This window comes from Nocardia sp. NPDC047038 (genome assembly GCF_040644075.1).
GTDB lineage: Bacteria > Actinomycetota > Actinomycetes > Mycobacteriales > Mycobacteriaceae > Nocardia > Nocardia sichangensis.
The window spans coordinates 141,242-166,850 of the sequence record NZ_JBEYVQ010000013.1 but is presented as its reverse complement, the minus strand read 5'-3'; the positions used below and the strand labels follow the sequence as shown (position 1 = coordinate 166,850).

The following is a 25,609-nucleotide window of genomic DNA, read 5'->3' as shown; positions in this document are numbered from 1 at the left end:
ATCGATCAGGAGATGACCGCGATGAGGTGGCCCGCCTTGATCGCGTCGCCTTCCTTGACACCGATCGAGGTCACCGTGCCACTGGACTCGGCGACCACCGGGATCTCCATTTTCATCGACTCGAGGATCACCAGGGTGTCGCCCTCCTGGACTTCGTCGCCTTCCTCGGCGACCACCTGGTAGACGACCGACACCAGCTCGGCGAGTACTTGCTCAGCCATGACACCCCATATCCTCGTTGGCCTGCATCCGCTGACGGTACAGCCAACCACACGTGAAAGAATGGCCTTCAATCAGAAGGGAGACTACTCATGGGTAAGCGCGGACGTAAGAAGCGTAGCCGCAAGGGGAACGCGGCCAACCACGGCAAGCGGCCCAACGCCTGAGCGCTACGCTCGGCCCGCAAGCACGAAGCGGCACGCACTTCCAGCAGGAAGGCGTGCCGCTCGCGTTTCGCGGATCGGCTATGCGCGGGCTGAGGACGGACTACGTCCGACCGCACCCATCAGTCGGAGGTCTCTACCGAAGTCTCCGTGGTCACGGTCGTCCGGCGGATCTCGATGGTCAGGCGCTCACGCAGCGACTCGGGCGCGCGATCACCGCCACATTTGCGGCTGAGCAGGCTCTTGACCTTCTCCTCGATGCCGTAGGCCTCGATACACGGACTGCAGTGCTCCATGTGGTGCTGCAATCGTTCCCGAGTCGCGTCGTCGCACTCGCCGTCCAGCATCAGCCACACGTCGGCGAGCACCGCCGTGCAGTCGAGCTCCATGTCGGGGTCCCGCTCGGTACTCACTGCTTGACCTCCTGGCGTTCCCCCGAACGGTTGAATCCACGCTCGCGCGCGACATCGGCGAGCAAACCCTTCAGTTGCTTCCGGCCACGGTGCAGCCGGGACATCACCGTACCGATGGGAGTGCCCATGATGTCGGCGATTTCCTTGTACGGAAAACCCTCGACGTCGGCGTAGTACACCGCCATGCGGAACTCCTCGGGGAGTTCCTGCAACGCGGCCTTGATGTCGTCGTCCGGTAACGCGTCCAGCGCCTCGACCTCGGCCGAGCGCAGCCCCTGCGACGTGTGCTCGGCGGTCGCCGCCAGCTGCCAGTCGGTGATCTCGTCGGTCGGATACTGCGCGGGCTGGCGCTGCTTCTTGCGGTAGGAGTTGATGTAGGTGTTGGTCAGGATCCGGTACAGCCAGGCACGCAGATTGGTGCCCTCCCGGAACGACTTGAAGCCCTGGTAGGCCTTCACGTAGGTCTCCTGGACCAGGTCCTCGGCATCCGCCGGGTTCCTGGTCATGCGCAGCGCGGCGCCGTAGAGCTGGTCGAGCAGCGGGAGCGCGTCCCGTTCGAACCGCTGTGCCAGCTCGGCATCGTCGACGGCGGCGACATCGTCGGCCGCCACGTCATCGTCGCTCGTCACACCTGTCCCTTCGATCGCCGTACCTGCCAAATCTACCGGCATCGGCACATCGAAGGAGAATCCGCCGTCGGTCGGGGACACGTCGGTCCCTACCGGGCGGTCATCGAGCAGCACGGGCACAGGCATCTCCTTCACGTCTCCATAGGGCCTGCTCACGCGGTGGAAATCATTCCGAGCGCGGTGTACCGGCTACAACATGCGCGACGCGTCCGGTGTTCCCACCCGCCACCGGCTCCCGGCGAATTCGCAGGAAATCCCGTTGCGGGCAGGGTCACAGCCGCCGTTAGGGTTTGGCCCATGGCAGCAGGCTCGACTCCCGCGATCCGCACGTTGACCCAGGCGAAGGTGTCCCACCGCGTGCACGCCTACAAGCACGATCCGCGCTCCGACTCCTACGGCACCGAGGCGGTCGACGCGCTGGGCGCCGAACTCGGAGTCGCGGCCGAGCAGATCTTCAAGACCCTGGTCATCGAATTGGCCACCGGCGCGCTCGCGGTGGCCGTGCTTCCGGTGCCGAACACGTTGTCGCTCAAAGCCGCGGCGGCGGCGCTCGGCGCGCCGAAGGCGAGCATGGCGGACAAGACGCGAGCGGAGAAGACGACCGGATACGTCCTCGGCGGCATCTCACCGCTCGGTCAGCGCAAACGGCTGCCCACCGTGATCGACGACTCGGCGCTGACCTGGGACCGGATGCTGTGCAGCGCCGGACGGCGCGGACTGGAGATCGAGCTGGCGCCCGCCGACCTGATCCGGCTGACCGCCGCGGTGACCGCGCCCGTGACATCCGCGTAATTCCGCCACGATCACCGCGATCTGTGCGTTACTGAACTGGCCAGATAGACCCGACTCGAGGATGTGATGCGAATGTCTACGCAGCAGCGTGTGCGCACCGTGATCGTCGCGTTGTTCGGAGCTCTCGTCTTGGCTCTCGGTTCGGCAACGCTCCTCGCCCCCGAGGCAGCCGCCGCGCCGGACAGCCCGCAGATCACGCAGGTCAGCGATTCCGTGTTCGACTTCGGCGGCCAGGGTTCGAAGAGTGACGACAAGTCCGGGAAAGCCGAGAAGCTGAGCGGCAATGTCACCACCAAGCTGATCGACTTGGTCGCCGGGATCATCAAGTGCGGCTTGAATATCGCTTCACCCAGCGTGAAGTGCAGTCTGTAGTTTTTGCAGCGCCTTCGGCGCTGCGTGTTCGCGGCCCCCTTATGGCTCGTGTCCGAGCGACCGCCGCTGGCGACTGCGTCGCGAACGCGGCGGCCACTCGGACGCGAGCCGGGCCGCGAACGGAACATGCTCGGTCTCGCTTCGCTCGAAACCGCGGGTTGGGCCGACGCCGTTCGCGTCGGGCGGTTGGCCCGGCACCCGATCCAGCCGCGAACCGCTGGACCACACTCGAGACCCCGTATGCAACGCAACTCCTTGCGAACGCGGCAGCCGCTCGGACGCGTTGAGCCGACTGCGGACGAGCCACGGCCGCCATCACCAGGGCGAGCGCCGGCGAGCCATTCCGTTGCCGGACCCGGGCGCTCGTTCGTGGTGGAGATTCAAGCGGTGCGGATGTCCGATTGCACGCCGATCCAGCACGGCACGCCCCGTGTGCCTGCGGCGGCGCGGGATCCGGCGGTGGGGCAGCCGGCGCTCACAGCAGGGTGATCTGCTCTGCTTCCTTTTGATCGTCCACCGGGGCGAGCAGTTCGGGGCCGTTGTTGCGCACGCTGTTGACCAGGGATGGGACCGGGCGGGGCACGATGGCGGCAACCGTCTCCTCGGACGGCGTCTCCAGCAGGCTCGCCGGGGCCGGGTGATCCGGGTCCAGCCACGCGTCCCAATGTTCCCGTGGCATGGGCAGCGGCATCCGGTCGTGGATGCGGGTGAGGTCGCCGACCGCGTCGGTGGTGAGGATGGTGCACGACAGCAGCGGTCGGCTCTCCGGTTGCGACCGGTCGCGCCAGACCGACCACAGGCCGGCCATGTAGAGACGGGAACCGTCGGCGTTGGCCATGTAGTAGGGATGCTTGGCGGCTTTGCCTTTCTCGCCGTTCGGCTCGACGACCCACTCGTACCAGCCGTCCATCGGCACCAGGCAGCGCCGGGACTTCACCGCGTCACGGAAGGACGGCGTGGTGGCGGCCTTGTCGGCGCGGGCGTTGAACAGCGGTTTGCCTTTGACCGGTACACCGGGCTCGGCCGCTTTGGTCCATACCGGGATCAGGCCCCAGCGCATGCGCCGGATACGCAGTTTCGGGTCGTCGTCTTCGTGGTCTCGGTCGTGCCGCTCGACCACGGTGAGCACCTGCGTCGTCGGAGCGACGTTGTAATTGGTGAACGAGCTCTCGTCGGCCGCGCCGGTCTCGTCGAGCGCATCCAACTCCACCGCGAGCCTGCCGGGATTGGTCGTGGTCGCATATCGTCCGCACATATCCCGATAGTCCCACTCGCCACCGACAGCGTCGGGGACAATTGGTGCATAGCTGGTGACCTGTTGAGAGTTGTGACATAGCATTCTCTCATCGGAGGACGGGCTGCCCGTCCACTCGGACATGCGCATCGACCGTCGACCGCAGACGGCAAGAGGAGAACCACTGTGACATCCACCGACACCAAACCGGCCGATCACGACACGGCACTGACGTCGGTCAATCCGGCGACAGGCGAGGTGATCGGCACGCACGTCATCGCCGACGACGCCGCGGTGGCCGCCGCGGTCGCCAAGGCTCGCGCAGCGGCCGCCACCTGGGGCGCGCTGAGTTTCGATGAGCGGCGCACGCATCTGCTGCGCTGGTCGAGCAAGCTGGTGCAGAAATCGGAGGAATTCTGCGCCCTTATCCACGCGGAGAACGGCAAGCCGCTCGACGACGCCTTCCTGGAATTGATGCTCGCGCTCGAGCACATCTCCTGGGCGGCCAAGAACGCCAAGAAGGTGCTCGGCCCCAAGCGGGTCTCCCCTGGCGCGCTGATGTCGAACTTCAGCGCCCGGCTCGAGCAGCGCCCGCTCGGCGTCGTCGGCGTGATCGGCCCGTGGAACTACCCGGTCTACACACCGAACGGTTCCATCGCCTACGCGCTTGCCGCGGGCAACACCGTCGTTTTCAAGCCGAGCGAGTACTCCACCGGCATCGGCAATTTCCTCGCCGACGCTTTCGCCGAAGCCAATCGTGAACTGCCCGAGGGCGTGTTCAGCACGATCAACGGCTATGGCGCCACGGGTGCGGCGCTGGTCCGCTCGGACGTCGACAAGATCGCGTTCACCGGCTCCACCGCCACGGGTAAGCGGATCATGGCCGCCGCCGCCGAACGGCTCACCCCCGTGCTGCTCGAGTGCGGCGGCAAGGACGCGGTGATCGTCGCCGCCGACGCCGACATCAAGGCCGCGGCGGACGCGGTCGCTTGGGGCGCCACCGCCAACAGCGGTCAGACCTGCGCGGGCGTCGAGCGGGTCTACGTCGACCGCTCGGTGCGCGAGGAGTTCGTCGCGGAGGTCAAGCGCATCCTCACCGACATCAAGCCCGGCTCCGGCGACAAGGCCGCCTACGGCCCGATGACCATGCCGAGCCAGATCGACATCGTGCGCCGCCACATCGACGACGCGCTGAAGAACGGCGGCACCGCGGTGCTCGGCGGCCCCGAGTCGGTCAAGGCGCCGTTCATCGAACCGGTCGTACTGGTCGACGTGGACGAGAACTCCGAGGCGGTGGCCGAGGAGACCTTCGGCCCGACCATCACCATCCGCACCGTCGACGGCGTCGACGAGGCGGTGGAACTGGCCAACAACTCCAAGTACGGCCTGTCCTCGGCGGTCTACTCGAAGAAGAACGGCCTGGACATCGCGCGCAGGCTGCGCGTCGGCGCCACCTCGGTGAACTCGGTGCTCGCCTTCGCCGCCATCCCCGGCCTGCCCTTCGGCGGCGTCGGCGATTCCGGCATCGGCCGCATCCACGGCGAACCGGGTCTGCGCGAGTTCACCCGTCCGCACTCGATCGCGGTGCAGCGCTTCACCGTTCCGGGCATGGCGCTGCTGAGCTACAGCCGCACCGACTCCACGATGAAGCTGCTGCGCAAGCTCGTCCCGTTCCTGCACGGACGGCACAAGTAGGAATCCCACGGCCGGGGCCGGGCACTCGACCTGGTCGAGCACCCGGCCCCGTGCGGTAGGTGAGACCAGCGGCAATCCACCAGCTGAACGTGCGCGAATCGCGACGGCGAGGCGCTATGAGACCGGCCGAAGTCTGCCGGGCATCGTCCGCGCCCCGGCTGACCGCGCAACCGGGGCACTCGACCGGCACAGCTACGCGCCGCGTCTCCGTTCCGGCATACTTCCTCCCGCGCAACAACTTTTGCCGACCCCGGCCCGATTGATCGAGACTTGGCACGCACCGTTCGCCGCCTCGCTCACATCCGAGTGACCACCGCGCACAAATAGCAGCGTCGGTCGCGCCGGGCCGACGACCAGCCACTACAAACCGTGCACCAGTAAGGAAGCGTCACGCACTCCAGCGCACCGCAACCACGTCTTTCGAGCGCAGCGAAACCGAACACCCGCCGTTCGCGGCCGGCGACCAGCACCGAACGGCAGTCGGACTGATCCGGCGCCGGGCCACAACAAACGGCATGCCCTCGGTATCAGGCTCCGACACCTACGCCCCCAGCGCACCGCATCTTCCGGTTTCGAGCGAAGCAAGACCGAGCATCCGCCGTTCGAGCCACAAAGGGCCGCGAACACGCAGCGCGAAGGCGCTGCAATTGAACACCGTGTGATGATGGATGAGTGAACTTCTGGCCAGCGCCCCATGTCGAGGTCCCCGTACACGCGACCGTGACCCTGCCCGGATCGAAATCGATCACGAACCGGGCGCTCATCCTGGCCGCACTGGCCGACGGTCCGTCCACCATCACCGGTGCGCTGCGCAGCCGGGACACGAACCTGATGATCGCCGCGCTGCGCGCGCTCGGTGCGGACATCGAGGGCGCGGGCGACACGTTGACCGTCACCCCGGCGCCGTTGGGCGGCGGCACGGTCGACTGCGGGCTCGCGGGCACGGTGATGCGCTTCCTGCCGCCGGTCGCCGCCCTGGCGTCGGGCGATGTCGCGTTCGACGGTGACGAACAGGCCAGGATCCGGCCGCTGCGCACGATCCTGGACGCGCTGCGCTCGCTCGGCGCCGATATCGACGGCGACGCACTGCCGTTTACCGTGCACGGCAAGGGCGCGCTGCGCGGCGGCACCGTGACGATCGACGCGTCCGGGTCGTCGCAGTTCGTCTCGGGCCTGCTGCTGTCGGCCGCGCGCTTCGACGAGGGACTGGTGGTGCACCACGACGGCAAGGCGCTGCCCTCGATGCCGCACATCGAGATGACCGTGGAGATGCTGCGGCGCGCCGACGTGCGGGTGCAGGCGCCCGCGGACAGCTTCAAGGCGCAGACCTGGACCGTGGAGCACGGGCTGATCCGCGCCGTGGACTGGGAGATCGAGCCGGACCTGTCCAACGCCACCCCGTTCCTGGCCGCGGCCGCGATCACGGGCGGCACGGTCAGCATCCCGCACTGGCCGCGGCTGACCACCCAGCCGGGCGACGTCATCCGCGAGATCCTCGTGCGGATGGGCGCGGAAGCGCGGATCTTCGACGGCGTGCTCACCGTGCACGGCCCCGACCGGCTCGCAGGCATCGATATCGACCTGCACGACGTGGGTGAGCTGACGCCCACCGTCGCCGCGCTGGCCGCGCTGGCGGACTCCCCGTCCGTGCTGCGCGGCATCGCCCATCTGCGCGGTCACGAGACCGACCGGCTGGCCGCGCTGTCCACCGAGATCAACCGCCTCGGGGGCAAGGTGACCGAGACCGAGGACGGACTGGAGATCGTGCCCACCGAACTGCACGGCGGCAGCTGGCACTCCTACGCCGATCACCGAATGGCCACGGCGGGAGCCATTCTCGGACTCCGGGTGCCCGGCATCGAGATCGAGGACATCGGGACCACGGCCAAGACGCTGCCGAACTTCGTCGCTTTGTGGGAGCAGATGCTCGCGTCCGCGCTATCCGACGAAGGAGCGGCGCACTGAGCCGGGGACGACGATCCGCGGCCAGCTACGACGAATCCGATGTCCGGGTTCGTCCGGGGCGTAGCTCCCGTCCCCGCACCAAGACCCGGCCGCAGCACAGCGACGCCGAGCCGGCCATGGTGGTCTCGGTCGACCGGGGCCGGTGGGGATGTGTGCTCGGCGGCGATCCGGATCGCCGCATCGTCGCGATGCGCGCCCGGGAACTGGGCCGCACTCCGATCGTGGTCGGCGACCAGGTGGACGTGGTCGGCGACCTGTCCGGGCGACCGGATACCCTCGCGCGCATCGTCCGGGTCGCCGACCGCCGGACGGTGCTGCGCCGCACCGCCGACGACACCGATCCGTTCGAGCGCATCGTGGTCGGCAACGCGGAGCGGCTGTTCATCGTGGTCGCGCTCGCCGACCCGCCTCCGCGCACCGGCTTCGTGGAACGCGCCATGGTCGCCGCGTACGCCGGTGGGCTGCAACCGGTTCTGTGCTTGACCAAACACGATCTGGCGGCCGATTCCGAATTCGCCGCCGCTTTCGACGATCTCGACCTCACCATCGTCTACGGCGGCATCGACGATCCGCTCGATCCGGTACTCGATCTGCTCACCGATCACCTCACCGCGCTGATCGGCCACTCCGGCGTGGGCAAGTCCACGCTGGTGAATCGCCTTGTGCCGGAGGCGGAGCGGGCCGTGGGCGAGGTATCCGGGGTGGGCAAGGGCAAGCACACCTCCACTCAGTCGGTCGCGCTCCCGCTACCCGGCGGCGGGTGGGTCATCGACACGCCGGGCGTGCGGTCGTTCGGTCTGGCGCACATCACGCCGGACGACGTCATCGCCGCCTTCACCGACCTCGCCGACGCCATCGAGGACTGTCCGCGGGGCTGCACCCATCTCGGTCCGCCCGCCGATCCCGAATGCGCGCTGGACCAATTGCCGGGCAAGGAACACCGGGTGGCGGCCATCCGCCGCCTGCTGGTCGCCCTGAACTCCAACGATCCCTGGTAATCGCCTCGGCCGTCCGAGACTCAGTCGAAAAGCCGACCGATCATCGCGCTCTGCCCACTTTGCAGCACATGCGCGGCGGTCAGCGGAATCCAGAAGCACTCCAACTTCGTCGGCGGGGCCAGGCCGTCGTGGTCCTCCTGACTCGCCCACCGTTCGGGTGTGGTTCGGTGTAATGCGAGCTGGAAGAAGTGACGCCGGTGCGTCTCGAAACGATTTGGGCGGACGTCGAATTCGTCTCTGCCGAGTTCGCGGACCACCGTGAACTCGGTCAGCCCCGTCTCCTCACACGCTTCCCGGAGGGCAGCGTCTGCCGGAGACTCGCCCGCCTGGATGCTGCCCGCGGGAACCTGAATCCCGACTTCCTCCCAAGAGAACTCGGTGTGGCGGAACACCAGCAACTTCTCGTCCCGAACGATGTAGCACACAACTTTCTCTCGCCGGACACGCGCAGACACGACGGTAAATCCCCCTTGCGAAGACGCTTCGGCATACGGAAAACAACGAAGGCGCCCAGGAAAACCCTGAGCGCCTTCGTGATTCAGCGGATCAGTGACGGCGGCGCGACTTCGGGCCGCGGCGGCCCTTCGCCTCCGCGCGGGCGGCCTCGCGGCGCTCGCGACGGGTGGGCTGCGGCCCACCGTCCACGCCGTACTCCTCGGCGTCGCTGTGCACGGCGGCGCGGCCGCCCTCGTCGGGGCCGGAGTAGCTGAAACCGCGCGGGGCGGTGTCATCGATACCCCTGGCGCGCAGGGCCGCCGGTGCGGCGTGGCCGTTGGCGACCTGAGCCTCCTCGGTGGGCAGCGGGCGCGGGGCGGTCATCGCTCCGACCGGCGAACGAAGACCCTGGTCGACGGCGACGCCTTCCGGCTGCGGCTGCTGCACCTCGACCTGCAGGTTGAACAGGAAGCCGACCGACTCCTCCTTGAGGCCGTCGAGCATCGCGGTGAACATGTCGAAGCCCTCGCGCTGGTACTCCACCAACGGGTCGCGCTGCGCCATGGCCCGCAGGCCGATGCCCTCCTTGAGGTAGTCCATCTCGTAGAGATGCTCACGCCACTTGCGGTCGAGCACCGACAGCAGCACCTGTCGTTCCAGATTGCGCATGCTGCCCTCGCCCGCCAGGCCGTCGATCTCGGCTTCGCGCCGCTCGTAGGCGTCGTGCGCGTCGTCCAGCAGCGCCTCGAGCAACTCCTCGCGCGTCAGCTCGCCCGCCTCGCCGACCTCGGTCTCGCCGGTCAGGTCCCGGTAGTCCAGGCTCACCGGGTACAGCGTCTTCAGCGCCGTCCACAGCTTCTCCAGATCCCAGTCCTCGACATAGCCCTCGGCGGTGGCGCCGTCCACGTAGGCGGTGATCACATCGGTGATCATGCTCTGGACCTGGCCCTCCATGTCCTCGCCGCGCAGGATCCGATCGCGCTCGCCGTAGATGACGGTGCGCTGCTGGTTCATCACCTCGTCGTACTTGAGCACGTTCTTGCGGATCTCGAAGTTCTGCTGCTCGACCTGCGTCTGCGCGCTCTTGATGGCCTTGGAGACCATCTTCGCCTCGATCGGCACGTCGTCGGGCAGGTTCAGCCGCGTCATGATCGCTTCCAGCGCGGCGCCGTTGAATCGGCGCATCAGCTCGTCGCCCAGCGACAGGTAGAAGCGGGACTCGCCCGGGTCGCCCTGTCGGCCGGAGCGGCCGCGCAGCTGGTTGTCGATGCGGCGCGACTCGTGCCGCTCGGTGCCCAGCACATAGAGGCCGCCCGCCTCGCGCACCAACTCGGCGTCCTCGGCGGTCTGGGCCTTGACCTGGTCCAGGGCGGGCAGCCAGGCGCGCTCGTACTCCTCCGGCGTCTCGACCGGGTCCAGCCCCTGCTTGCGCAGCAGGATGTCGGCGATGATGTCCGGGTTGCCGCCGAGCACGATGTCGGTACCGCGGCCGGCCATGTTCGTCGCGACGGTCACCGCGCCCGGCCGGCCCGCCTCGGCGATAATCTCCGCTTCCTTCTCGTGGAACTTCGCGTTCAGCACGTTGTGCGGAATGCCGCGCTTGGTGAACTGCTTGGACAGGTACTCCGAGCGCTCGACGCTGGTGGTGCCGATCAGCACCGGCTGGCCGTTCTCGTGCCGCTCGGTGACGTCGTCGACCACGGCGGAGAACTTCGCCTCTTCCGTCTTGTAGATCAGGTCGGACTGGTCGGCGCGGATCATCGGCTTGTTGGTCGGGATGGGCACCACGCCGAGGCTGTAGATCTGGTGCAGCTCGGCGGCCTCGGTCTCGGCGGTACCGGTCATGCCGGACAACTTGTCGTAGAGGCGGAAATAGTTCTGCAGGGTGATGGTGGCCAGGGTCTGGTTCTCCGGCTGGATCTCCACCCCTTCCTTGGCCTCGATCGCCTGGTGCATGCCCTCGTTGTAGCGGCGGCCGACCAGGATGCGGCCGGTGAACTCGTCGACGATGATCACCTCGCCGTCGCGGACGATGTAGTCCTTGTCGCGGGTGTAGAGCTCCTTGGCCTTGACGGCGTTGTTCAGGTAGCTCACCAGCGGCGAGTTGGCGGCCTCGTAGAGGTTGTCGATGCCGAGCTGGTCCTCGACGAACTCGACGCCGGCCTCGTGCACGCCGATCGTGCGCTTCTTGATGTCGACCTCGTAGTGCAGGTCCTTCTTCAGCAGCGGCGCGATCCGCGCGAACTCGGCGTACCACTTCGACGAGGCGTCGGCGGGCCCGGAGATGATCAGCGGGGTGCGCGCCTCGTCGATGAGGATGGAGTCGACCTCGTCGACGATGGCGAAGTTGTGCCCGCGCTGCACCAGGTCGTCGAGCGAGTGCGTCATGTTGTCGCGCAGGTAGTCGAAGCCGAACTCGTTGTTCGTGCCGTAGGTGATGTCGGCGTTGTAGGCCGCCCGCCGCTGCGCGGGGCTCATGCCGGACAGGATCACGCCGACCTCGAGGCCGAGGAAGCGGTGCACGCGGCCCATCCACTCCGCGTCGCGCTTGGCCAGGTAGTCGTTCACCGTGACGACGTGCACGCCGTCGCCGCTGAGCGCGTTCAGGTAGGCGGGCAGCACACAGGTGAGGGTCTTGCCCTCACCTGTCTTCATCTCGGCGATGTTGCCGGTGTGCAGCGCGGCGCCGCCCATGATCTGCACCTTGTAGTGCTTCTGGCTGAGCACCCGCCAGGACGCCTCCCGCGCGACGGCGAACGCCTCGGCCATCAGCTGGCCGAGCGGATCGGTCTCGCCGTCCTCGACCATCTCGGCGTACCGCTCGCGGAACTCGTCGGTTTTGGCCCGTAGCTCCAGGTCGCTGAGGTCCTCGTACTCCGGTTCGAGGGCGAGGACCTGGTCGGCGAAATGCGAGAGCCGCTTGACAATGCGACCCTCACCAATCCGTAGCAACCTCGTCAGTGTCAGCGCAGGCACGGGTCTCGTCAGTCCTCTGGTCGGTGTGTCAAATCGTGTCGTCGGCCCCCGGGCCGGTGCGGCCCACGCGGTTGCGCGGAATCCGCTGCATGCCCCATGGTAATGGTCTGTTGGATATGCAGCGCCTGCGGCGCTGCGTGGACCTGCCGCGAAGTGGTCGCGCCCCGCTGGAAAAGGTGCCCGGCGGGCCACCCGGATGGTTCGGCCGCGCATTCCGGTCCGCCCTGTGATCGAATCGGTTCGCAGAACTCGAGTCGACCAGCGTGTCATGGGCCCCCGGCGCGGAAAAACGTGTACGGAATTCATCAGAAATGCCACAACGGCCGGGCCAACGGTTGATGCGGCAGCACAATGAAGCGGGGGCGGCATCGGGAAAAGGAGTACCGGGCAGCGTGATCACGAGACTGACGCCGCAAGACACGGCCTTCTACCGGCTCGAGTCGAGCAGCAATCCGATCCATATCGGCTCTCTCGCGATCGTGCGGAACACCGATCCCGGCGACAGCTCGGGCGCGCCGATCCTGGACTACGACCGGTTGGTCGATCTCGTCGAGAGCAGGCTCTCGCTGGTACCGAGATACCGGCGCAAAGTGCGGGAGATCCCGCTGTCGCTGGGGCGGCCGGTCTGGGTCGAGGACAGCCGTTTCGACATCACCTACCACATCAGGCGTTCGGCGCTGCCCGGTCCCGGCACCGACGAACAGCTGCACGACCTGGTCGCCCGCCTCGTCTCCCACCCCTTGGACCCGGCCCGGCCGCTGTGGGAGATGTACCTGATCGAACGGCTGTCCGACGGCCGCTGCGCCATCTTCACCAAGACGCATTCCGCCCTGGTGGACGGGGACACCGCGCTCGAGATCGGCCATGTGATCCTCGACGCGGGGCCCGCTCCCCGCGAACTGGCCGGCGACGACTGGATCGCGCCGCGCGAACCCGGTGAGATGGAACTGCTGGTCGGCGCGCTCGCACACCTCGCCACACAGCCGCGCAAAGCCCTCGAGGTCGCCCGGGAGGCGAGCGCGGGCGCGTTCGCGGTGGTCGGGACGGCCGGCAAGGCGGTCGAGTCGGTGGTCGCCGCCGTGCGCACCGCGGCGACCGGTGCGCCCGCCAGCCCCCTGAACACGCGTACCTCGCGAAACCGGCGCTTCGACGTGGTGCGCACCGACCTGGCGGATTACCGGACGATCCGCAAGCGGTTCGGCTGCTCGACCAACGACGCCATCCTCGCCGTGGTCACCGGCGCTCTGCGCAACTGGCTGCTGTCGCGCGGGGAAGCGCTCACCGAGTCCACCACGCTGCGAGCTGTGGTGCCGATGTCGGTGTACGTCGAGGGAAACGAGGGCGACCAGACGCACTCGGCGAGCGAGGTGTCGTCGTTCCTGATCGATCTGCCGGTGGGCGAACCGAACCCGGTGATGCGGTTGTCGCACATCGCGCACGCCTCCGAACTCAACGGTCGTCAGCGGCGCGGCGTCCGCGCGCGTACGCTCGTGCACCTGGCCGGTTTCGCTCCGGCCAGCCTGCATGCGATGAGTGTGCGAGCGGCGAGTACGTTCGCAGAACACACGTTCAATCTGGTGATCACCAACGCGCCGGGTCCGCAAGCGCCGATGTACATCGGCGGCGCGCGGATGCTGGAGATGTACCCGGTGTCGCCACTGCTGCGCAATCAGGCGTCGAGTATCGGGATCACGTCCTACGACGGGCGTGTCTTCTACGGTCTCAACGCCGACCGCGACGCGATGGCCGACATCGGCGTGCTCGCCACGGCGGTGCGCGATTCCATGGAGGAGATGCTCGGTGCCTGCGTCTGATCAGAAGAAGCTGCGGGTCTACATCCCGGCCACGGTGCCGATGCTGCGCGATCTGGTCGGCAACCGTGAGCTGGCCCCCGTCGGCGGGACCGCGTTCGCGGTGACGCCCGCGCTGCGCGAGGCCTACGCCTCCGGCGACGACGAGGAACTCGGCGAAGTCGCCATGAACGAGGCCGCGCGCGCCTCGCTGCGACTGCTGGCCGCCGAACGCGAGGCGATCGGATCGGAGGACTCCGACGACGAGGCCGCGCCGGCGGCGGGCGGTAACCCGGTTTACCGCCGTGCGGTGATCGCCGCCGACGTGACCGGCGCGAAGCTGCGGCCCGACCTCGACGACGCGGTGGTCCGGCTGGCGGGCCCGATCGGGTACCAGCAGATCGCCTCGGTGCACGTCGACCTGGCCGACGCCGAACCACAGGTTGCCAAGGCCGTCGACGTGGTGGACGCGGCCGATCTCGGCGACACCGACGCCGAGTTCGTTCTCGGCGACGCCGAGGACCATCAATTGGCCTGGTACGCGGCCCAAGAGCTGCCGTTTCTGCTCGAGCTCCTCTGAATCGCCGCGGCGGGCGCCCCACTGACCTGCCGCCGTAACCTACGATGCCGTAACCTTGCTGGCGAGGCCTCCGATCGGCGAGACGGCGGCCCGCGCATCCGACGACAGGGAGACCAACGGCAGCGATGGGTTCGAAAATTGGGAGCTCCGTGCGAAGCGTCCGTGCGTGGCTGGAGGCGCCCGCCGCGAGCGTCGCCGAGCGCGGCGGCAAGCTGAACGTGCTGCGCGGAGCCTTTGCGCGCGTGACCACACCGCTGCTGCCCGACGACTACCTGCACCTGGCCAACCCGCTGTGGTCGGCTCGCGAGCTGCGGGGACGCATCGTCGAGGTACGCAAGGAGACCGCCGATTCCGCGACGCTGGTGATCCAGCCGGGATGGGGCTTCGACTTCAAATACCAGCCCGGCCAGTACATCGGCATCGGCATCCTGGTGGACGGCCGCTGGCATTGGCGCTCGTATTCACTGACCTGTCCGCCGAATTGGTCCGACCCCGGCCACGGCGGCAAGCGACTGATCTCCATCGCCGTTAAGGCGATGCCGGAAGGCTTCCTGTCCAGCCACCTGGTCAGCGGCGTGCCGGTCGGCACCGTCGTCCGGCTCGCCGCCCCGCAGGGCGGTTTCGTACTGCCGTCCCCGCCGCCGGAGAAGGTGCTGTTCCTCACCGCGGGCAGCGGCGTCACGCCGGTGATCGCCATGCTGCGCGCGATGGACCGCCGCGAGGTGTTCACCGACGTGGTGCACCTGCACTCCGCGCGCACTTCCGACGACGTGATGTTCGGCGCGGAGCTGGGCGCGCTGCGCGACCGCAATCCCGGCTTCGACACCCGCCTGCATCTCACCGCCGAGCGGGGCAAGTTCGCCCTCGCCGATCTCGACACCGAGATCCCCGACTGGCGCGAACGCCAGACCTGGGCGTGCGGCCCGGCCGGAATGCTCGACGAGATCGAGAACCACTGGCGCGACGCGGGGCTGTCGGACCGGCTGCACGTGGAGCGCTTCGAGATCGAACGCTCCGCGGTCGGTGCGGGCGGCACGGTCACCTTCGGCAAGACCGGTCGCAGCGTCGATGCCGACGGCGCGACCAGCCTGCTCGAGGCCGGTGAGTCCGCCGGTGTTCAGATGCCGTTCGGCTGCCGGATGGGCATCTGCCAGACCTGCGTGGTCACCTTGAGTTCCGGACACGCGCGCGACCTGCGCAACGGTGAGGAGCGCCGCGAAGGCGACAAGGTGCAGACCTGCATCTCGGCGGCGGCGGGCGACTGCACCCTGGACGTCTAGTCCGGCAGGTACCCTCGAGGTGTATCGAGTAGGGAAAGGACCCCGGTGGCCATCACCGACATCAAGACGTTCGCGCATCTCACGGCGGCCGATATCGAGACACTGGGGCAGGAACTCGATTCCATCCGGCGTTCGGTGGAGCTGTCGCGCGGCGAGCGCGACGCGAAGTACATCCGGCGCACGATCGCGGCGCAACGCGGTCTCGAGGTAGCCGCCCGGGTGGTGCTGTTCGGCAGCCGCAACCGCTGGGCCTGGCTGGCAGGCACCGCGATGCTGTCGGTGGCCAAGATCATCGAGAACATGGAGCTCGGGCACAACGTCAGCCACGGGCAATGGGACTGGATGAACGACCCGGAGATCCACTCCAGTTCGTGGGAGTGGGACATGACCGGCCCCTCCGCGCAGTGGCGCCGGGCGCACAACTACTCCCACCACACCTACACGAATGTGCTGGGCAAGGACGAGGACCTCGGTTTCGGCATCCTCCGGATGACCCGGGACGAGCAGTGGCGGCCGATCCATCTGGTGCAGCCGCTGGCGAACTTGCTGCTCGCCGCGACCTTCGAGTGGGGCATCGCGCTGCACGACTGGAGCATCGACAAGGAGCTGTCGGACACCCCGCGCTGGGAGGTCGCCTCCGGTCCGAACGTGGAGTTCGCCCGCAAGATCTGCCGTCAGGTGGCCAAGGACTACCTCATCCATCCCGCGCTGACGGGTCCGGCGTTCAAGCACACGCTGAAGGCCAACGCGATGGCGAATCTGGTGCGCAATCTGTGGGCGTACGCGGTGATCTTCTGCGGGCACTTCCCCGACGGCGCGGAGAAGTTCACCGTCGAACAGCTGGAGAACGAGACCAGCGGCGAGTGGTATCTGCGCCAGATGCTCGGCAGCGCGAACTTCGAAGCGGGGCCCGCCATGGCGTTCATGAGCGGCAACCTCTGCTACCAGATCGAGCACCATCTGTTCCCCGACCTGCCGAGCAACCGGTATCAGGAGATCGCGGTACGGGTCCGCGAGCTGTGCGACAAGTACGACCTGCCCTACACCACCGGGTCGCTGGGCAAGCAGTATCTGCTGGCCTTCCGCACGATCCACAAGCTGGCCCTGCCGGACCGGTTCCTCAAGGCCACCGCCGACAACGCGCCGGAGACCTCCTCCGAGCGCAAGTTCGCCGGTATCACGCTGCCGTCGCTCGGCGCGGAATCCACGCACTGGCTGCGCGTCGATCCGGAGACCGGCGAGCGGCGCGGCCTGCGTTCGGCGCTGCACGAGGCGAAGATCGCGCTGCGCGAGAAGGCGCGGCAGGAGAAGGAGATGCTCCGCGAGGCCAAGGCGGCCCTACAGGAGAAGGCCGAACACGAGCGGCAGGTGCTGCGCGAGGCCAAGCTCGCGTTCCAGGAACGGGCCCGTCATGAACAAGCGGCGCTGCGCGAAAAAGCGAAGCGGGACAGGCGTTTTCGCTTTCCGGGCAGGGTGCGCTAACTTACCATTCGACAGCCGGGATCGCAATAAGGTATTTGACACATCCGTGCGGCGCACCTCGCAACCTACGGTTTCGTAACTTACGGTAAAGTAACCCGCATGGCGATCTCGGATGTCAAGGAATATGCGCACCTCACCGAGGCCGACGTGGAAGCACTCGGCGCGGAATTCGACGCGATCCGGCGGGAAATCGAAGCCTCGCGCGGCGCACGCGACGCGAAGTACATCCGCAACGTCATCCGGTTGCAGCGCGCTCTCGAGATCAGCGGCCGTGCGGTGCTCTTCGCGAGCCCGAAGCGCCCCGCGTGGCTGGCAGGCGTCGCACTGCTCGCCACCGCCAAGATCATCGAGAACATGGAGATCGGGCACAACGTCATGCACGGGCAGTGGGACTGGATGAACGATCCGGAGATCCACTCCAGCTCGTGGGAGTGGGACAACACCGGCGCGGCCAAGCACTGGAAGCACACCCACAACTACCTGCATCACAAGTACACCAACGTGCTCGGCATGGACGACGACATCGGCTACGGCCTGCTGCGGGTGACCCGCGACCAGCGCTGGAAGCCGTTCAACCTGGGCAACCCGGTCTACAACCTGCTGTTGCAGCTGTTCTTCGAGTACGGCGTCGCCATCCAGCACCTGGAGCTGGGCAAACTGGTGGCGGGCCGGTACAAGCCCGGTTCCCCCGAACGGGCCGAGTTCGAGCGCAAGCGCGACGAGGCGCTCACCAAGATGGGCAAGCAGGTCCTCAAGGACTACGTGGTCTTCCCCGCCCTCACCGGGCCCGCGTTCTTCTCCACGCTGACGGCCAACCTGGCCGCGAACGCGATCCGCAACATCTGGTCCAACGCGGTGATCTTCTGCGGGCACTTCCCCGACGGGGCGGAAAAGTTCACCAAGGCCGACATCGACGGCGAAACGCACGGCCAGTGGTACCTGCGCCAGATGCTCGGCAGCGCCAACATCTCCGGCGGCCCGGTCATGCACTTCATGACCGGCAATCTGAGCCACCAGATCGAACACCACCTGTTCCCCGATCTGCCGAGCAACCGGTACGCCGACATCGCCGTGCGGGTGCGCGAGCTGGCCGACAAGTACGACCTGCCCTACACCACCGGCTCGCTGCCGGTGCAGTACTTCAAGGCGTGGCGCACCATCCTCAAACTGGCGTTGCCGAACAAGTACCTGCGGGCCACCGCCGACGATGCGCCCGAGACCGCCTCGGAACGCAAGTTCGGGGGCCACACCGCCGCCTCCATCGATCCGGTGACGGGCCGCCGCCGCGGTCTGCGCACCGCGCTCGCCGAGGGACGGCGGCGGCTGGCCCGGCGACGCGTGTCCGCGGCAGGCTGACTTCCACTCCCGCCACGCCGCGGTCGGTCGGCGACGCAGGAGACCACGCCGTGTGCGGCGAGTTCGCCGGGTTTGATTGACTCGGACGGTGCATGCTGAAGTTCTGAGCGTCTACGAGGCCATCCGGCGCCGTCGTGACGTACGCGCGGAGTTCACCGGCGAACTCGTCGACGATGCGACACTGTGGCGGCTGCTGGATGCCGCGCACCGGGCGCCGAGCGTCGGGAATTCGCAGCCCTGGGATTTCGTGGTGGTCCGCGAGCCGGCGACGCTGCGCGAGTTCGCCGATCACGTGGCACAGAAGCGCATCGAGTTCCGCGATGCGCTGCCACCCGAGCGCGCCGCCACCTTCGAGCCGATCAAGATCGAGGGCATTTCGGAGAGCGGTACCGGGATCGTGGTCTGCTATGACCACGATCGCGGCGGGCCGCAGGTGCTCGGCCGGGCCACGGTGCCCGAAACCGGCATCTACTCCGCGGTTCTCGCCATCCAGAACCTTTGGCTGGCCGCCACCGCCGAAGGCATCGGCGTGGGGTGGGTGTCGTTCTACGATCCCGGTTTCCTGTCCGATCTGATCGGCCTCCCGGAGGGCGTCCGCACGGTCGCCTGGCTGTGCGTCGGGCCGGTGCGCGAGTTCCAGCGCATTCCCGATCTGGAGCGCTTCGGCTGGCGCGCGGGCAGACCCCTCACGGACGCGGTGCACCGCGAGACCTATCGGGGCTGACCTTCCGCGCATCGTTACCCAAATGTGCGGATCGTTCATGCTTCAATCGGATCCCCACTGGGTACGACAAGGGCGAAACTGTCACTTACGCAGTGCGCTTCATCGTGGTTTTCGTCGGTTCCAGGAGGTTTGTGCAATGGCCAATGTCGATGCTGTTCGGCTGTCCAGCGAGCTGGGCATCGATCTGGCACAGGCGACGTTGCGCCTGCGTCGAGAAGGCGTCCCCGGCGAGACCAAGCACCAGACCTGTCTGCGCATCCTCGCGGACGAGGGGCGCAAGCGCCGGGGCTTCACAGGCAAGGCCTGAGAGAGGCTCCGGCAGGGCCACTTATACATCGCCTCAGACGCGTTCGAGCACCGCCGATGCGCCGATGCCGCCCGCGGCGCAGATACCGAGCAGGGCCGCGTTCTTGCCCGTGCGAGTCAGTTCGTTGGCCATGGTGGTCACCATGCGCGCCCCGGTCGCGCCGAACGGGTGACCGAGCGAGATCGAGCCGCCGTGCACGTTCAGCTTGTCGACGTCCACCTCGCCGACGGCGGTATCGCGATCCAGCCTGGTCTTGGCCCATTCGTCGCTGGCCAGTGCGGTAAGCACCGCCAAGGTCTGGGCGGCGAAGGCCTCGTGGATATCCACGAGATCGACGTCGGCCAAGGACATTCCGGCTTTCTCCAGCGCGCGTGGCATCGAGATGGCCGGCCCGATGAGCACCTGATCGGCCGGGTCGACGCTCACGTAGCTCCACGACCGGAACGCCGCCAGCGGCCGATATCCGAGGGCGTGCGCTTTCTCTTCGCTCATCAGCAGCACCGCGGCGGCACCGTCGGTGAGCGGGCTGGCGTTGCCAGCGGTCACGCTGCCGTCGGCGGCGAAAACCGGTTTCAGCGCGGCCAGTTTCGCGACGCTGGTGTCGCCGCGCACCAGACCGTCGCGCCGGATCTCCGCGTCTTCGGGCGTGCGGATCCGCAGCACCTCGTCATCGAACCGGCCGGAGTCGATGGCGGCCGCCGCGCGGTGATGCGATCGGGCGGCGAACTCGTCCTGGTCCGCGCGGCTCACGCCGTGGATACGAGCCATCTTCTCGGCCGACTCGCCCATCACCTCGCCGGTGGTGCGCTCAGCGATCTTGGGCCTGCTCGGTAGCAGGTCGGTGAACGGCGCCAAGCGCGCGGCCGCGGACAAGTAGTCCTTCGGCTTCGGCTTGCCCAGCGCCAGCGGCGCCGCCGCGTGCACGACCTTTTGCGGCAGCTTGACCTCGGCGTTGGAGGTGGAATCGCTGCCGCCCGCGATCATGACGTCGTATTCGCCCCGCTCGATCGCGGCCGCCGCCGACGTGACCGCCTGCAGACCGGAGGCGCAGGCCCTGGTCACGGTGTAGCCCTCACAGCCCGGGTCCAGTGCAAGGTCCAACGCGACTTCGCGGGCGATGTTCGGCGCCGCGCTGGGCAGGATGACCCCGCCCCACACGATCGCCTCCACTTCCGCGCCGGGCAGCCCGGTGCGCTCCAGCAGTCCACGGACCGCGGCATCGGCCAGCGCGATGGAGTCCATCCGGGTGTATCCGGTGAACGCACGCAGGAACGGCGTGCGCGCACCGGACACGATCACAGCACGGCGAGCAGCTCTGGTGGCCATGCGATTTCCTTTCGAAAGCCTGGGACCACCAAACTTACTGCAAAGTAAGTTCACCGTCGACCCCCTTCGCCGACGGTGAACCCCGACGCAGCGACGATCCCCTCCACCGCCGCTGAACCGGTCCGCCGCGCGCCGTTGCGCGACGGACCGAGACGCCCGTCCCGGCGAACGCCCCTGCCCGTCCCGGAACCGTCGCATGCACTCCGTCATCCGACGCAAAGAACCGTAACAAACTTTCGACTAACTTTCCAAATAGTTTCTATTTGTTTGCCTTGAGCCTCCCATCGGCTTACCATGAACGCACTATGCATAGCCCTTCGGAGCTGTCGCGGCAGAAGAGATTCGGGCGAATCATCAAAGAACGCCGGGACGAGCTCGGCCTCACCCAGCTACAGATCGGCGACCTCGGGGGACCTTCGGCGCCGACCATCAGGAAGATCGAGGACGGCGAAGCGACCATCAGCATGCAGACGCTGAACAAGCTCGACGCGCCGCTGCGATGGCTGCCGGGCAGTGCCGCACGCACCTACGCGGGCGGCGTACCCGCCGCCGACGAACCCGCGAACTCCGCGCGCGGCGCGGGCGACTCGGTGGTGGCGGGGCCGGACGCGATCCGCTTCGAAATCTCCGACCTGACCGGCCTTCTCGCGGCATCGGGCAGTCTCAACGACGCCGTCGAGCACGGCCGCACCACCGACCCGCAGGTGGTCGCCGCGATCGCGGAACTCAACCGGGTGGTCTCCAAGCTGTCGGCGCGATACGCGACCGCCATGCTCGAACGCAACGGTGGACCGGGCAAGCAATTGCATCCGCTGGTGGAAATGGCCTTCGCGCACTTGCTCGCGGTCCCCGCGGAGTCCAGCGACCCCGACGAGCTACAGGAACGCCGGTACCGCCGCTGGCTGGCCGGTCGATCGGAGGATATCGATGCAGCGACCGAAGCCCGATTCCGCGCACGCTGGCTGGCGGCCAACCTGGCCACGACAGCGGTTCGAAACGGCGAGTGACGAGGCAGCCATGACCGACCACGGATCGAATCGCCCGGAGCTGACCCTCAGCCACAAGATCAATCGGCTGTTCTCCGTCGTGCATCCGCGCAACGCACCGGAACGCAGCACCGAATCCGTCGCCGAGCAGATCGGCGAATTCCTCGGTCGCACGGTGCCGCCCGGTTACCTGGAGCGCCTGCGCGACGGCGAGTTCGACGACCGGAACGCGGGCGCCACAGCGGATGTCGAGATCCTCGCGGCGGTGGCGCGCAGTTTCGGCGTGGCGGCCGACTATCTGCTCACCCGCGGACCCGCGGCGGACGCGATCGACCGGGAACTCGAACTCCTCGCCACCATGCGAGACGCGAACGTCGCCAGCGTCGCGCTGCGCGGTTCGAACATCGATCGGGCCATGCTCGCCAGGATCATTCAGAGCACAGAAGGATCGATGCCGCCGAGTCGGTAACATGCTTCCCTACATGGGCCACTGAGCTTTTGTAGGAGACCGATCACATGGCCATCCAGGCCCGGTTCCGGAGCTTGACCCGGGACCTCCCGATACCCCACCCATGGAATCTGCAGACCTACCTCGATGCCGTCGCGGCGCACCGTGGTCGCAGCATCAGCCTGTTGCCGATCGATACCGCGCTGCTGGCGGGCACCGGTTGCGGCACGGGCAGCGGCCTGTGGATCGCGAAGCAGGACAGCGACGTCATCGTCTACGGCGCGGACACCACCGAATGGCATGCCGAGCACATCATCGTGCACGAACTCGGGCACATGTTGCTCGGGCACGGCCCGGAGCAGCACCGGCCCGGTGAGCCGCCCGCGGGCACGCCGACGGTGGCGGCGGTCGCCGACCTGCTGCCCTCGATCTCGCCCGAGTCGATCGCCCACGTGCTCGGCCGCACCGACTACGGCACCCTGCGCGAGCGCGACGCGGAGACCTTCGCCGACATGGTGATGCTGCACGCCATGCGTCCACCGCGTCGCGATTCGCTGCTGCACCGCACGTTCTTCCGCGACCGGCGGCGGTGAACTCGCCGATCCCCGCGCCGATCGCGATACCGCTGATCGTCTTCGTCGCGGTGGTCGTCCTCGGACGGTTGATCGTGCTGCACCACGCCGCCGTCGACCGGCTGCTCAATCGAGCCTTGCTGTGGGGTACGGCCACGCTGGTCCTGCTCGAGCGCGGCGTCGCTCCGGAGATCGGCAGTCTGCTGCACCAGCTTTCGATGGTCACACTGCTGATGGAGGTGGCCGGTCTGTACGGTGCGGCCCGGCTGTGGTCGGGCGCCGACCCGGTCTCCGCATCGGCTCGGCAGCGGGTCTACGACCTCACCGGAGTGGTGGGTGGCGCGATCATCCTTGCCGTCGGCACTCCGGCGCGACAGGAGGGCAGGCTGCTGGGGCAAGCATCGGACTGGCCGACGGTAGTGGTCTGGTCGATCCTGTGGCTTCCGCTGCTCGCCGCCGGTCGGCTGGCCTGGCGCGCGGCACTGCGCGAATTGCGCTCGGCCGAATCCACCGCCGCCGAGCGGATCGTCTACGCGACCCTGCTGGCGACGCTGGTCGTCGGTTCCGCGGGCCTGGTCGTCTCCGCCGTGCGGCTGGCGGCGCCTGGTACGGCCGCGGACCCGGCCATGGTGCGCTGGGCGGCACCGACTTTCGCCGCCTCGACGCTCGGCGCGGCGCTGCTCGCCGTGCCGCTGCTCGCCGGGCTGCGGGCCCGCGCGGGCTGGGACCGCGCCGGACGGTACTGCCGTCGCCTGCGGCCGCTGTGGCGCGATCTCACCGCGGCCGTGCCCGAGGTCGTGCTCGAGCCGGACATCCCCCTCGGATCCGAAGCGCGGCTGATCCGGATGACGGTGGAGATCCGCGATGCCCTGATGCACCTGCGGCACTACCTGCCCGGGGAGACGGGCCGGCCGGACTACGTGGAACAGATCGTGCAGGCCATCGCCGCGAAGACGAACGGCGCGGCCGTGACCCCGCGGCAGTTCGACCAGCCCGTGCGGCTGCCCGTCGGCGACATCGACTCGGATCTGCGGCTGCTGCTCGCGCTGGCCCGCCGCTGGCCCGCCGACGGCGCATCGACGAAAATCTCCGGGCATCCGGCCGGTGAGCCGAATGCCCGGAGAAGTGGGGACGGGTGGTTTCCGTTTGGTCAGGCCAGGCGGATCAGGCCGTAGTCGAAGGCGTGACGACGGTAGACCACCGAAGGCCGGTCGGTCTCTTTGTCCTGGAACAGGAAGAAGTCGTGGCCGACGAGCTCCATTTGGTACAGGGCGTCATCGACGGACATGGGCGTCGCCGCGTGCTCCTTCGTGCGCACGATGTGGCCGGGACCCTCCTCGTATTCCGGTTCCCGCTCTTGGTGCGCGTGGGCGGCGCCGGACTCGGCGAGCCGGTCGAACAGGGAGTCGTCCACCAGATCGGCAGTGGCCTGGGCGACCGACAGCGGCGTCTTGTCGCCGTAGTGCACCCGGCGCCGGTCCTTGGTGCGGCGCAGCCTGCTCTCCATCTTCGCGGTCACCGACTCGAATGCGGCGTAGAAGCTGTCCGCGCAGGCCTCGGCCCGCACGACGGGACCCTTTCCGCGCGCGGTGATTTCGACGCGCTGACAGTTCTTGCGCTGACGACGGTTGCGCTCGTGGAACAGCTCGACGTCGAAGAGGAAGATCGACGGGTCGAAGCGTTCTAATCGGGAGAGTTTTTCCGCGACGTAGATACGAAAATGATCGGGCACCTCGACGTTGCGGCCCTTCACCACGATGTCGCCGCGCGGCGCTCGTGGTCGTTCCGCAGTGGGTTGCTCGAGTGCTTCCTGGGTGCTGGGCTCCAGCACCGAAGCAGCGGGATCTTTCACTGAAGGTCGTGAAGAAGTCGTCACGCGTACCTCCCGGATCTGGCCGCACCGACCGATTCCAGTGCGGCGGGATTGAACCGTGCCGAACGACGATTGCTCGGCACTAGACGTCCGAGGCGCCACCTCCAAACTTGCGGTTCGGGTGTGTGTCCGCGACGCTAGTCCGCCGACGGGCTGATCGCCAGTGTTCACGCAAATTTCCCGGAGTCAAGCAGCACAAGTAACCAGAACGCCACGTGTCGGCAACCCGGCGCGCTGTAGCGCGCGCACCGACTCGAAGGCCGTCGCACCGGTGGTCAGCACGTCGTCGACCAGCACTACCTCGGCATTCGCCGGTACTCCCCAGTCCGCGGCAGGGCCGGGCGTCGTGGTCACCCGCCCCTTCAGGTTGCGAGCGCGCTCGGCGGGTGTCAAGCCCACCGAATCGCGCACCCCTTGCCCCACTCGCAACACCGGCACCACTCGGCAGTTGGGCAGCCATCGGGTAGCTACCGACGCCGCGCGAAGCACCGGATCGCCGCCCCGGCGCCGCGCCGCCACGCGTCGGCTCGGCGCGGGCACCAGTACCAACGGAACACCCGGCGAACGCAGCTCGGCGAGCGCGCCCGCGAACGCCTTTCCGAGTGGCAGCGCCAGATCCCGCCGTCCCCGTTCCTTGGCGGCGAGCACCGCCCGCCGCGCGGGCCCTGCGTACGGCCCCAGCGCCCAGCACGGAATGCCCGGGTCGTTGCGCGGCCACACCCGCACCGGCGGACCGGCCAACGTGACGGCGCAATCGGCGCACCAATCGGCTCCGGAACGTCCGCAGCCCGCACAGGTGGCGGGCAACACCAGATCGAGCAGGGTTCGCATCGACCGAGTGTGCGCCCGCCCCCTGACAGAATCGCTCGATCATGTCGACAGCATGCACCTGGCAGAACGTTATGCCCTTGCGGCGAAGTCTTTTACGCTGCGCTCGCTCCCTGCTCGAACCGCCATGCGCGCCCGCGCCGGATTCTTCCGAGTGTGAGCGAG

General features: G+C 67.9%; 25 protein-coding genes. 16 read left to right on the top strand and 9 right to left on the bottom strand.

The annotated features are described in order from the left end of the window. Positions 1-5: 5 nt before the first annotated feature. The 3 genes from ABZ824_RS31140 to ABZ824_RS31130 all read right to left on the bottom strand — a co-directional run bounded on the left by ABZ824_RS31140 (position 6) and on the right by ABZ824_RS31130 (position 1,467). A complete protein-coding gene (locus ABZ824_RS31140; RefSeq protein ID WP_355077100.1) occupies positions 6-221 on the bottom strand; it encodes a biotin/lipoyl-binding carrier protein in 216 nt (71 codons plus the stop codon). A gap of 284 nt (positions 222-505) precedes the next feature. Next, complete coding sequence (gene rsrA / locus ABZ824_RS31135; RefSeq protein ID WP_355077366.1) at positions 506-772, bottom strand: mycothiol system anti-sigma-R factor; 267 nt, start codon at positions 770-772, stop codon at positions 506-508. 20 nt (positions 773-792) lie between these two features. After that, the gene (locus ABZ824_RS31130) at positions 793-1,467 is read right to left on the bottom strand and encodes a sigma-70 family RNA polymerase sigma factor (RefSeq protein ID WP_083880799.1); all 675 of its coding nucleotides are present in this window, start codon (positions 1,465-1,467) and stop codon (positions 793-795) included. A 255-nt stretch (positions 1,468-1,722) separates the two neighbouring features. Between ABZ824_RS31130 and ybaK the strand changes: the two genes are divergently transcribed. Both ybaK and ABZ824_RS31120 read left to right on the top strand, forming a co-directional pair. Beyond that, positions 1,723-2,217: a Cys-tRNA(Pro) deacylase gene (gene ybaK / locus ABZ824_RS31125; protein WP_356967380.1), complete on the top strand. Its 495-nt coding sequence runs from the start codon at positions 1,723-1,725 to the stop codon at positions 2,215-2,217. A 72-nt stretch (positions 2,218-2,289) separates the two neighbouring features. Continuing rightward, positions 2,290-2,589 (top strand): hypothetical protein, encoded by a 300-nt coding sequence (locus ABZ824_RS31120; protein ID WP_356967379.1) that lies wholly within the window; start codon positions 2,290-2,292, stop codon positions 2,587-2,589. A 475-nt stretch (positions 2,590-3,064) separates the two neighbouring features. Here the strand turns inward: ABZ824_RS31120 and ABZ824_RS31115 are convergent, their stop codons facing one another. Further along, the gene (locus ABZ824_RS31115) at positions 3,065-3,844 is read right to left on the bottom strand and encodes an SOS response-associated peptidase (RefSeq protein ID WP_356967377.1); all 780 of its coding nucleotides are present in this window, start codon (positions 3,842-3,844) and stop codon (positions 3,065-3,067) included. Between the two features lie 165 nt (positions 3,845-4,009). Here ABZ824_RS31115 and ABZ824_RS31110 point away from each other — a divergent pair, with 165 nt between their 5' ends. The 3 genes from ABZ824_RS31110 (at position 4,010) to rsgA (ending at position 8,481) form a co-directional block, all read left to right on the top strand. Further along, positions 4,010-5,518: an aldehyde dehydrogenase family protein gene (locus tag ABZ824_RS31110; RefSeq protein ID WP_355077108.1), complete on the top strand. Its 1,509-nt coding sequence runs from the start codon at positions 4,010-4,012 to the stop codon at positions 5,516-5,518. Positions 5,519-6,190: 672 nt separating this feature from the next. Next, positions 6,191-7,483: a 3-phosphoshikimate 1-carboxyvinyltransferase gene (aroA, locus tag ABZ824_RS31105; protein WP_356967374.1), complete on the top strand. Its 1,293-nt coding sequence runs from the start codon at positions 6,191-6,193 to the stop codon at positions 7,481-7,483. Continuing rightward, a complete protein-coding gene (gene rsgA, locus ABZ824_RS31100) occupies positions 7,480-8,481 on the top strand; it encodes a ribosome small subunit-dependent GTPase A (RefSeq protein ID WP_355077368.1) in 1,002 nt (333 codons plus the stop codon). The genes aroA and rsgA overlap by 4 nt, the downstream gene beginning before the upstream one ends. Before the next feature lie 20 nt (positions 8,482-8,501). Here the strand turns inward: rsgA and ABZ824_RS31095 are convergent, their stop codons facing one another. Next, entirely contained in the window at positions 8,502-8,936 is a 435-nt protein-coding gene (locus tag ABZ824_RS31095) for an NUDIX domain-containing protein (RefSeq protein WP_356967372.1), read from the bottom strand. A 91-nt stretch (positions 8,937-9,027) separates the two neighbouring features. Next, positions 9,028-11,892, bottom strand: coding sequence for a preprotein translocase subunit SecA (gene secA / locus ABZ824_RS31090; RefSeq protein WP_356967370.1), 2,865 nt, complete (start codon positions 11,890-11,892; stop codon positions 9,028-9,030). Positions 11,893-12,284: 392 nt separating this feature from the next. Between secA and ABZ824_RS31085 the strand changes: the two genes are divergently transcribed. The 7 genes from ABZ824_RS31085 to ABZ824_RS31055 all read left to right on the top strand — a co-directional run bounded on the left by ABZ824_RS31085 (position 12,285) and on the right by ABZ824_RS31055 (position 19,411). Next, on the top strand, positions 12,285-13,706 hold the full coding sequence (locus ABZ824_RS31085; RefSeq protein WP_356967368.1) for a wax ester/triacylglycerol synthase family O-acyltransferase: 1,422 nt from the start codon (positions 12,285-12,287) through the stop codon (positions 13,704-13,706). A gap of 40 nt (positions 13,707-13,746) precedes the next feature. Next, positions 13,747-14,262 carry a hypothetical protein gene (locus tag ABZ824_RS31080; RefSeq protein ID WP_355077370.1) on the top strand — a complete coding sequence of 172 codons (516 nt, stop codon included), beginning with the start codon at positions 13,747-13,749 and terminating at the stop codon, positions 14,260-14,262. A 125-nt stretch (positions 14,263-14,387) separates the two neighbouring features. Beyond that, positions 14,388-15,542 (top strand): ferredoxin reductase, encoded by a 1,155-nt coding sequence (locus ABZ824_RS31075; protein WP_356967366.1) that lies wholly within the window; start codon positions 14,388-14,390, stop codon positions 15,540-15,542. A 45-nt stretch (positions 15,543-15,587) separates the two neighbouring features. Continuing rightward, entirely contained in the window at positions 15,588-17,024 is a 1,437-nt protein-coding gene (locus tag ABZ824_RS31070) for a fatty acid desaturase (protein ID WP_356967364.1), read from the top strand. 99 nt (positions 17,025-17,123) lie between these two features. After that, positions 17,124-18,380 (top strand): fatty acid desaturase, encoded by a 1,257-nt coding sequence (locus ABZ824_RS31065; RefSeq protein ID WP_356967362.1) that lies wholly within the window; start codon positions 17,124-17,126, stop codon positions 18,378-18,380. Positions 18,381-18,483: 103 nt separating this feature from the next. Beyond that, entirely contained in the window at positions 18,484-19,104 is a 621-nt protein-coding gene (gene bluB, locus ABZ824_RS31060) for a 5,6-dimethylbenzimidazole synthase (RefSeq protein WP_356967412.1), read from the top strand. A gap of 136 nt (positions 19,105-19,240) precedes the next feature. After that, positions 19,241-19,411: a hypothetical protein gene (locus tag ABZ824_RS31055; RefSeq protein ID WP_356967360.1), complete on the top strand. Its 171-nt coding sequence runs from the start codon at positions 19,241-19,243 to the stop codon at positions 19,409-19,411. Between the two features lie 33 nt (positions 19,412-19,444). Here ABZ824_RS31055 and ABZ824_RS31050 read toward each other — a convergent pair whose 3' ends face one another. Further along, the gene (locus ABZ824_RS31050; RefSeq protein ID WP_356967359.1) at positions 19,445-20,737 is read right to left on the bottom strand and encodes an acetyl-CoA C-acyltransferase; all 1,293 of its coding nucleotides are present in this window, start codon (positions 20,735-20,737) and stop codon (positions 19,445-19,447) included. A gap of 305 nt (positions 20,738-21,042) precedes the next feature. On the opposite strand from ABZ824_RS31050, the gene ABZ824_RS31045 reads away from it, so the two are divergent. From ABZ824_RS31045 to ABZ824_RS31030, 4 genes are read left to right on the top strand one after another with little or no spacing between them, the layout of a single operon-like run. Continuing rightward, positions 21,043-21,744, top strand: coding sequence for a helix-turn-helix transcriptional regulator (locus ABZ824_RS31045; RefSeq protein ID WP_355077127.1), 702 nt, complete (start codon positions 21,043-21,045; stop codon positions 21,742-21,744). A gap of 10 nt (positions 21,745-21,754) precedes the next feature. After that, on the top strand, positions 21,755-22,192 hold the full coding sequence (locus ABZ824_RS31040; RefSeq protein WP_355077128.1) for a hypothetical protein: 438 nt from the start codon (positions 21,755-21,757) through the stop codon (positions 22,190-22,192). A gap of 47 nt (positions 22,193-22,239) precedes the next feature. Further along, complete coding sequence (locus tag ABZ824_RS31035) at positions 22,240-22,764, top strand: hypothetical protein (protein ID WP_355077130.1); 525 nt, start codon at positions 22,240-22,242, stop codon at positions 22,762-22,764. After that, positions 22,761-23,918 (top strand): MAB_1171c family putative transporter, encoded by a 1,158-nt coding sequence (locus ABZ824_RS31030; RefSeq protein WP_356967356.1) that lies wholly within the window; start codon positions 22,761-22,763, stop codon positions 23,916-23,918. The genes ABZ824_RS31035 and ABZ824_RS31030 overlap by 4 nt, the downstream gene beginning before the upstream one ends. Here the strand turns inward: ABZ824_RS31030 and raiA are convergent. Continuing rightward, on the bottom strand, positions 23,894-24,574 hold the full coding sequence (gene raiA / locus ABZ824_RS31025; RefSeq protein ID WP_355077374.1) for a ribosome-associated translation inhibitor RaiA: 681 nt from the start codon (positions 24,572-24,574) through the stop codon (positions 23,894-23,896). The genes ABZ824_RS31030 and raiA overlap by 25 nt on opposite strands. A gap of 228 nt (positions 24,575-24,802) precedes the next feature. After that, positions 24,803-25,447, bottom strand: a complete 645-nt coding sequence (locus tag ABZ824_RS31020; RefSeq protein ID WP_356967354.1) for a ComF family protein — start codon at positions 25,445-25,447, stop codon at positions 24,803-24,805. Positions 25,448-25,609: the final 162 nt, after the last annotated feature.

Excerpts from the sequence above, each read along its gene's own strand:
- ABZ824_RS31140 (WP_355077100.1), bottom strand. The coding sequence starts at position 221 with ATGGCTGAGCAAGTACTCGCCGAGCTGGTGTCGGTCGTCTACCAGGTG.
- rsrA (WP_355077366.1), bottom strand. The coding sequence starts at position 772 with ATGGAGCTCGACTGCACGGCGGTGCTCGCCGACGTGTGGCTGATGCTG.
- ABZ824_RS31130 (WP_083880799.1), bottom strand. The coding sequence starts at position 1,467 with ATGCCGGTAGATTTGGCAGGTACGGCGATCGAAGGGACAGGTGTGACG.
- ybaK (WP_356967380.1), top strand. The coding sequence starts at position 1,723 with ATGGCAGCAGGCTCGACTCCCGCGATCCGCACGTTGACCCAGGCGAAG.
- ABZ824_RS31120 (WP_356967379.1), top strand. The coding sequence starts at position 2,290 with ATGTCTACGCAGCAGCGTGTGCGCACCGTGATCGTCGCGTTGTTCGGA.
- ABZ824_RS31115 (WP_356967377.1), bottom strand. The coding sequence starts at position 3,844 with ATGTGCGGACGATATGCGACCACGACCAATCCCGGCAGGCTCGCGGTG.
- ABZ824_RS31080 (WP_355077370.1), top strand. The coding sequence starts at position 13,747 with ATGCTGCGCGATCTGGTCGGCAACCGTGAGCTGGCCCCCGTCGGCGGG.
- ABZ824_RS31075 (WP_356967366.1), top strand. The coding sequence starts at position 14,388 with ATGGGTTCGAAAATTGGGAGCTCCGTGCGAAGCGTCCGTGCGTGGCTG.
- ABZ824_RS31065 (WP_356967362.1), top strand. The coding sequence starts at position 17,124 with ATGGCGATCTCGGATGTCAAGGAATATGCGCACCTCACCGAGGCCGAC.
- ABZ824_RS31055 (WP_356967360.1), top strand. The coding sequence starts at position 19,241 with ATGGCCAATGTCGATGCTGTTCGGCTGTCCAGCGAGCTGGGCATCGAT.
- ABZ824_RS31050 (WP_356967359.1), bottom strand. The coding sequence starts at position 20,737 with ATGGCCACCAGAGCTGCTCGCCGTGCTGTGATCGTGTCCGGTGCGCGC.
- ABZ824_RS31045 (WP_355077127.1), top strand. The coding sequence starts at position 21,043 with ATGCATAGCCCTTCGGAGCTGTCGCGGCAGAAGAGATTCGGGCGAATC.
- ABZ824_RS31040 (WP_355077128.1), top strand. The coding sequence starts at position 21,755 with ATGACCGACCACGGATCGAATCGCCCGGAGCTGACCCTCAGCCACAAG.
- ABZ824_RS31035 (WP_355077130.1), top strand. The coding sequence starts at position 22,240 with ATGGCCATCCAGGCCCGGTTCCGGAGCTTGACCCGGGACCTCCCGATA.
- ABZ824_RS31020 (WP_356967354.1), bottom strand. The coding sequence starts at position 25,447 with ATGCGAACCCTGCTCGATCTGGTGTTGCCCGCCACCTGTGCGGGCTGC.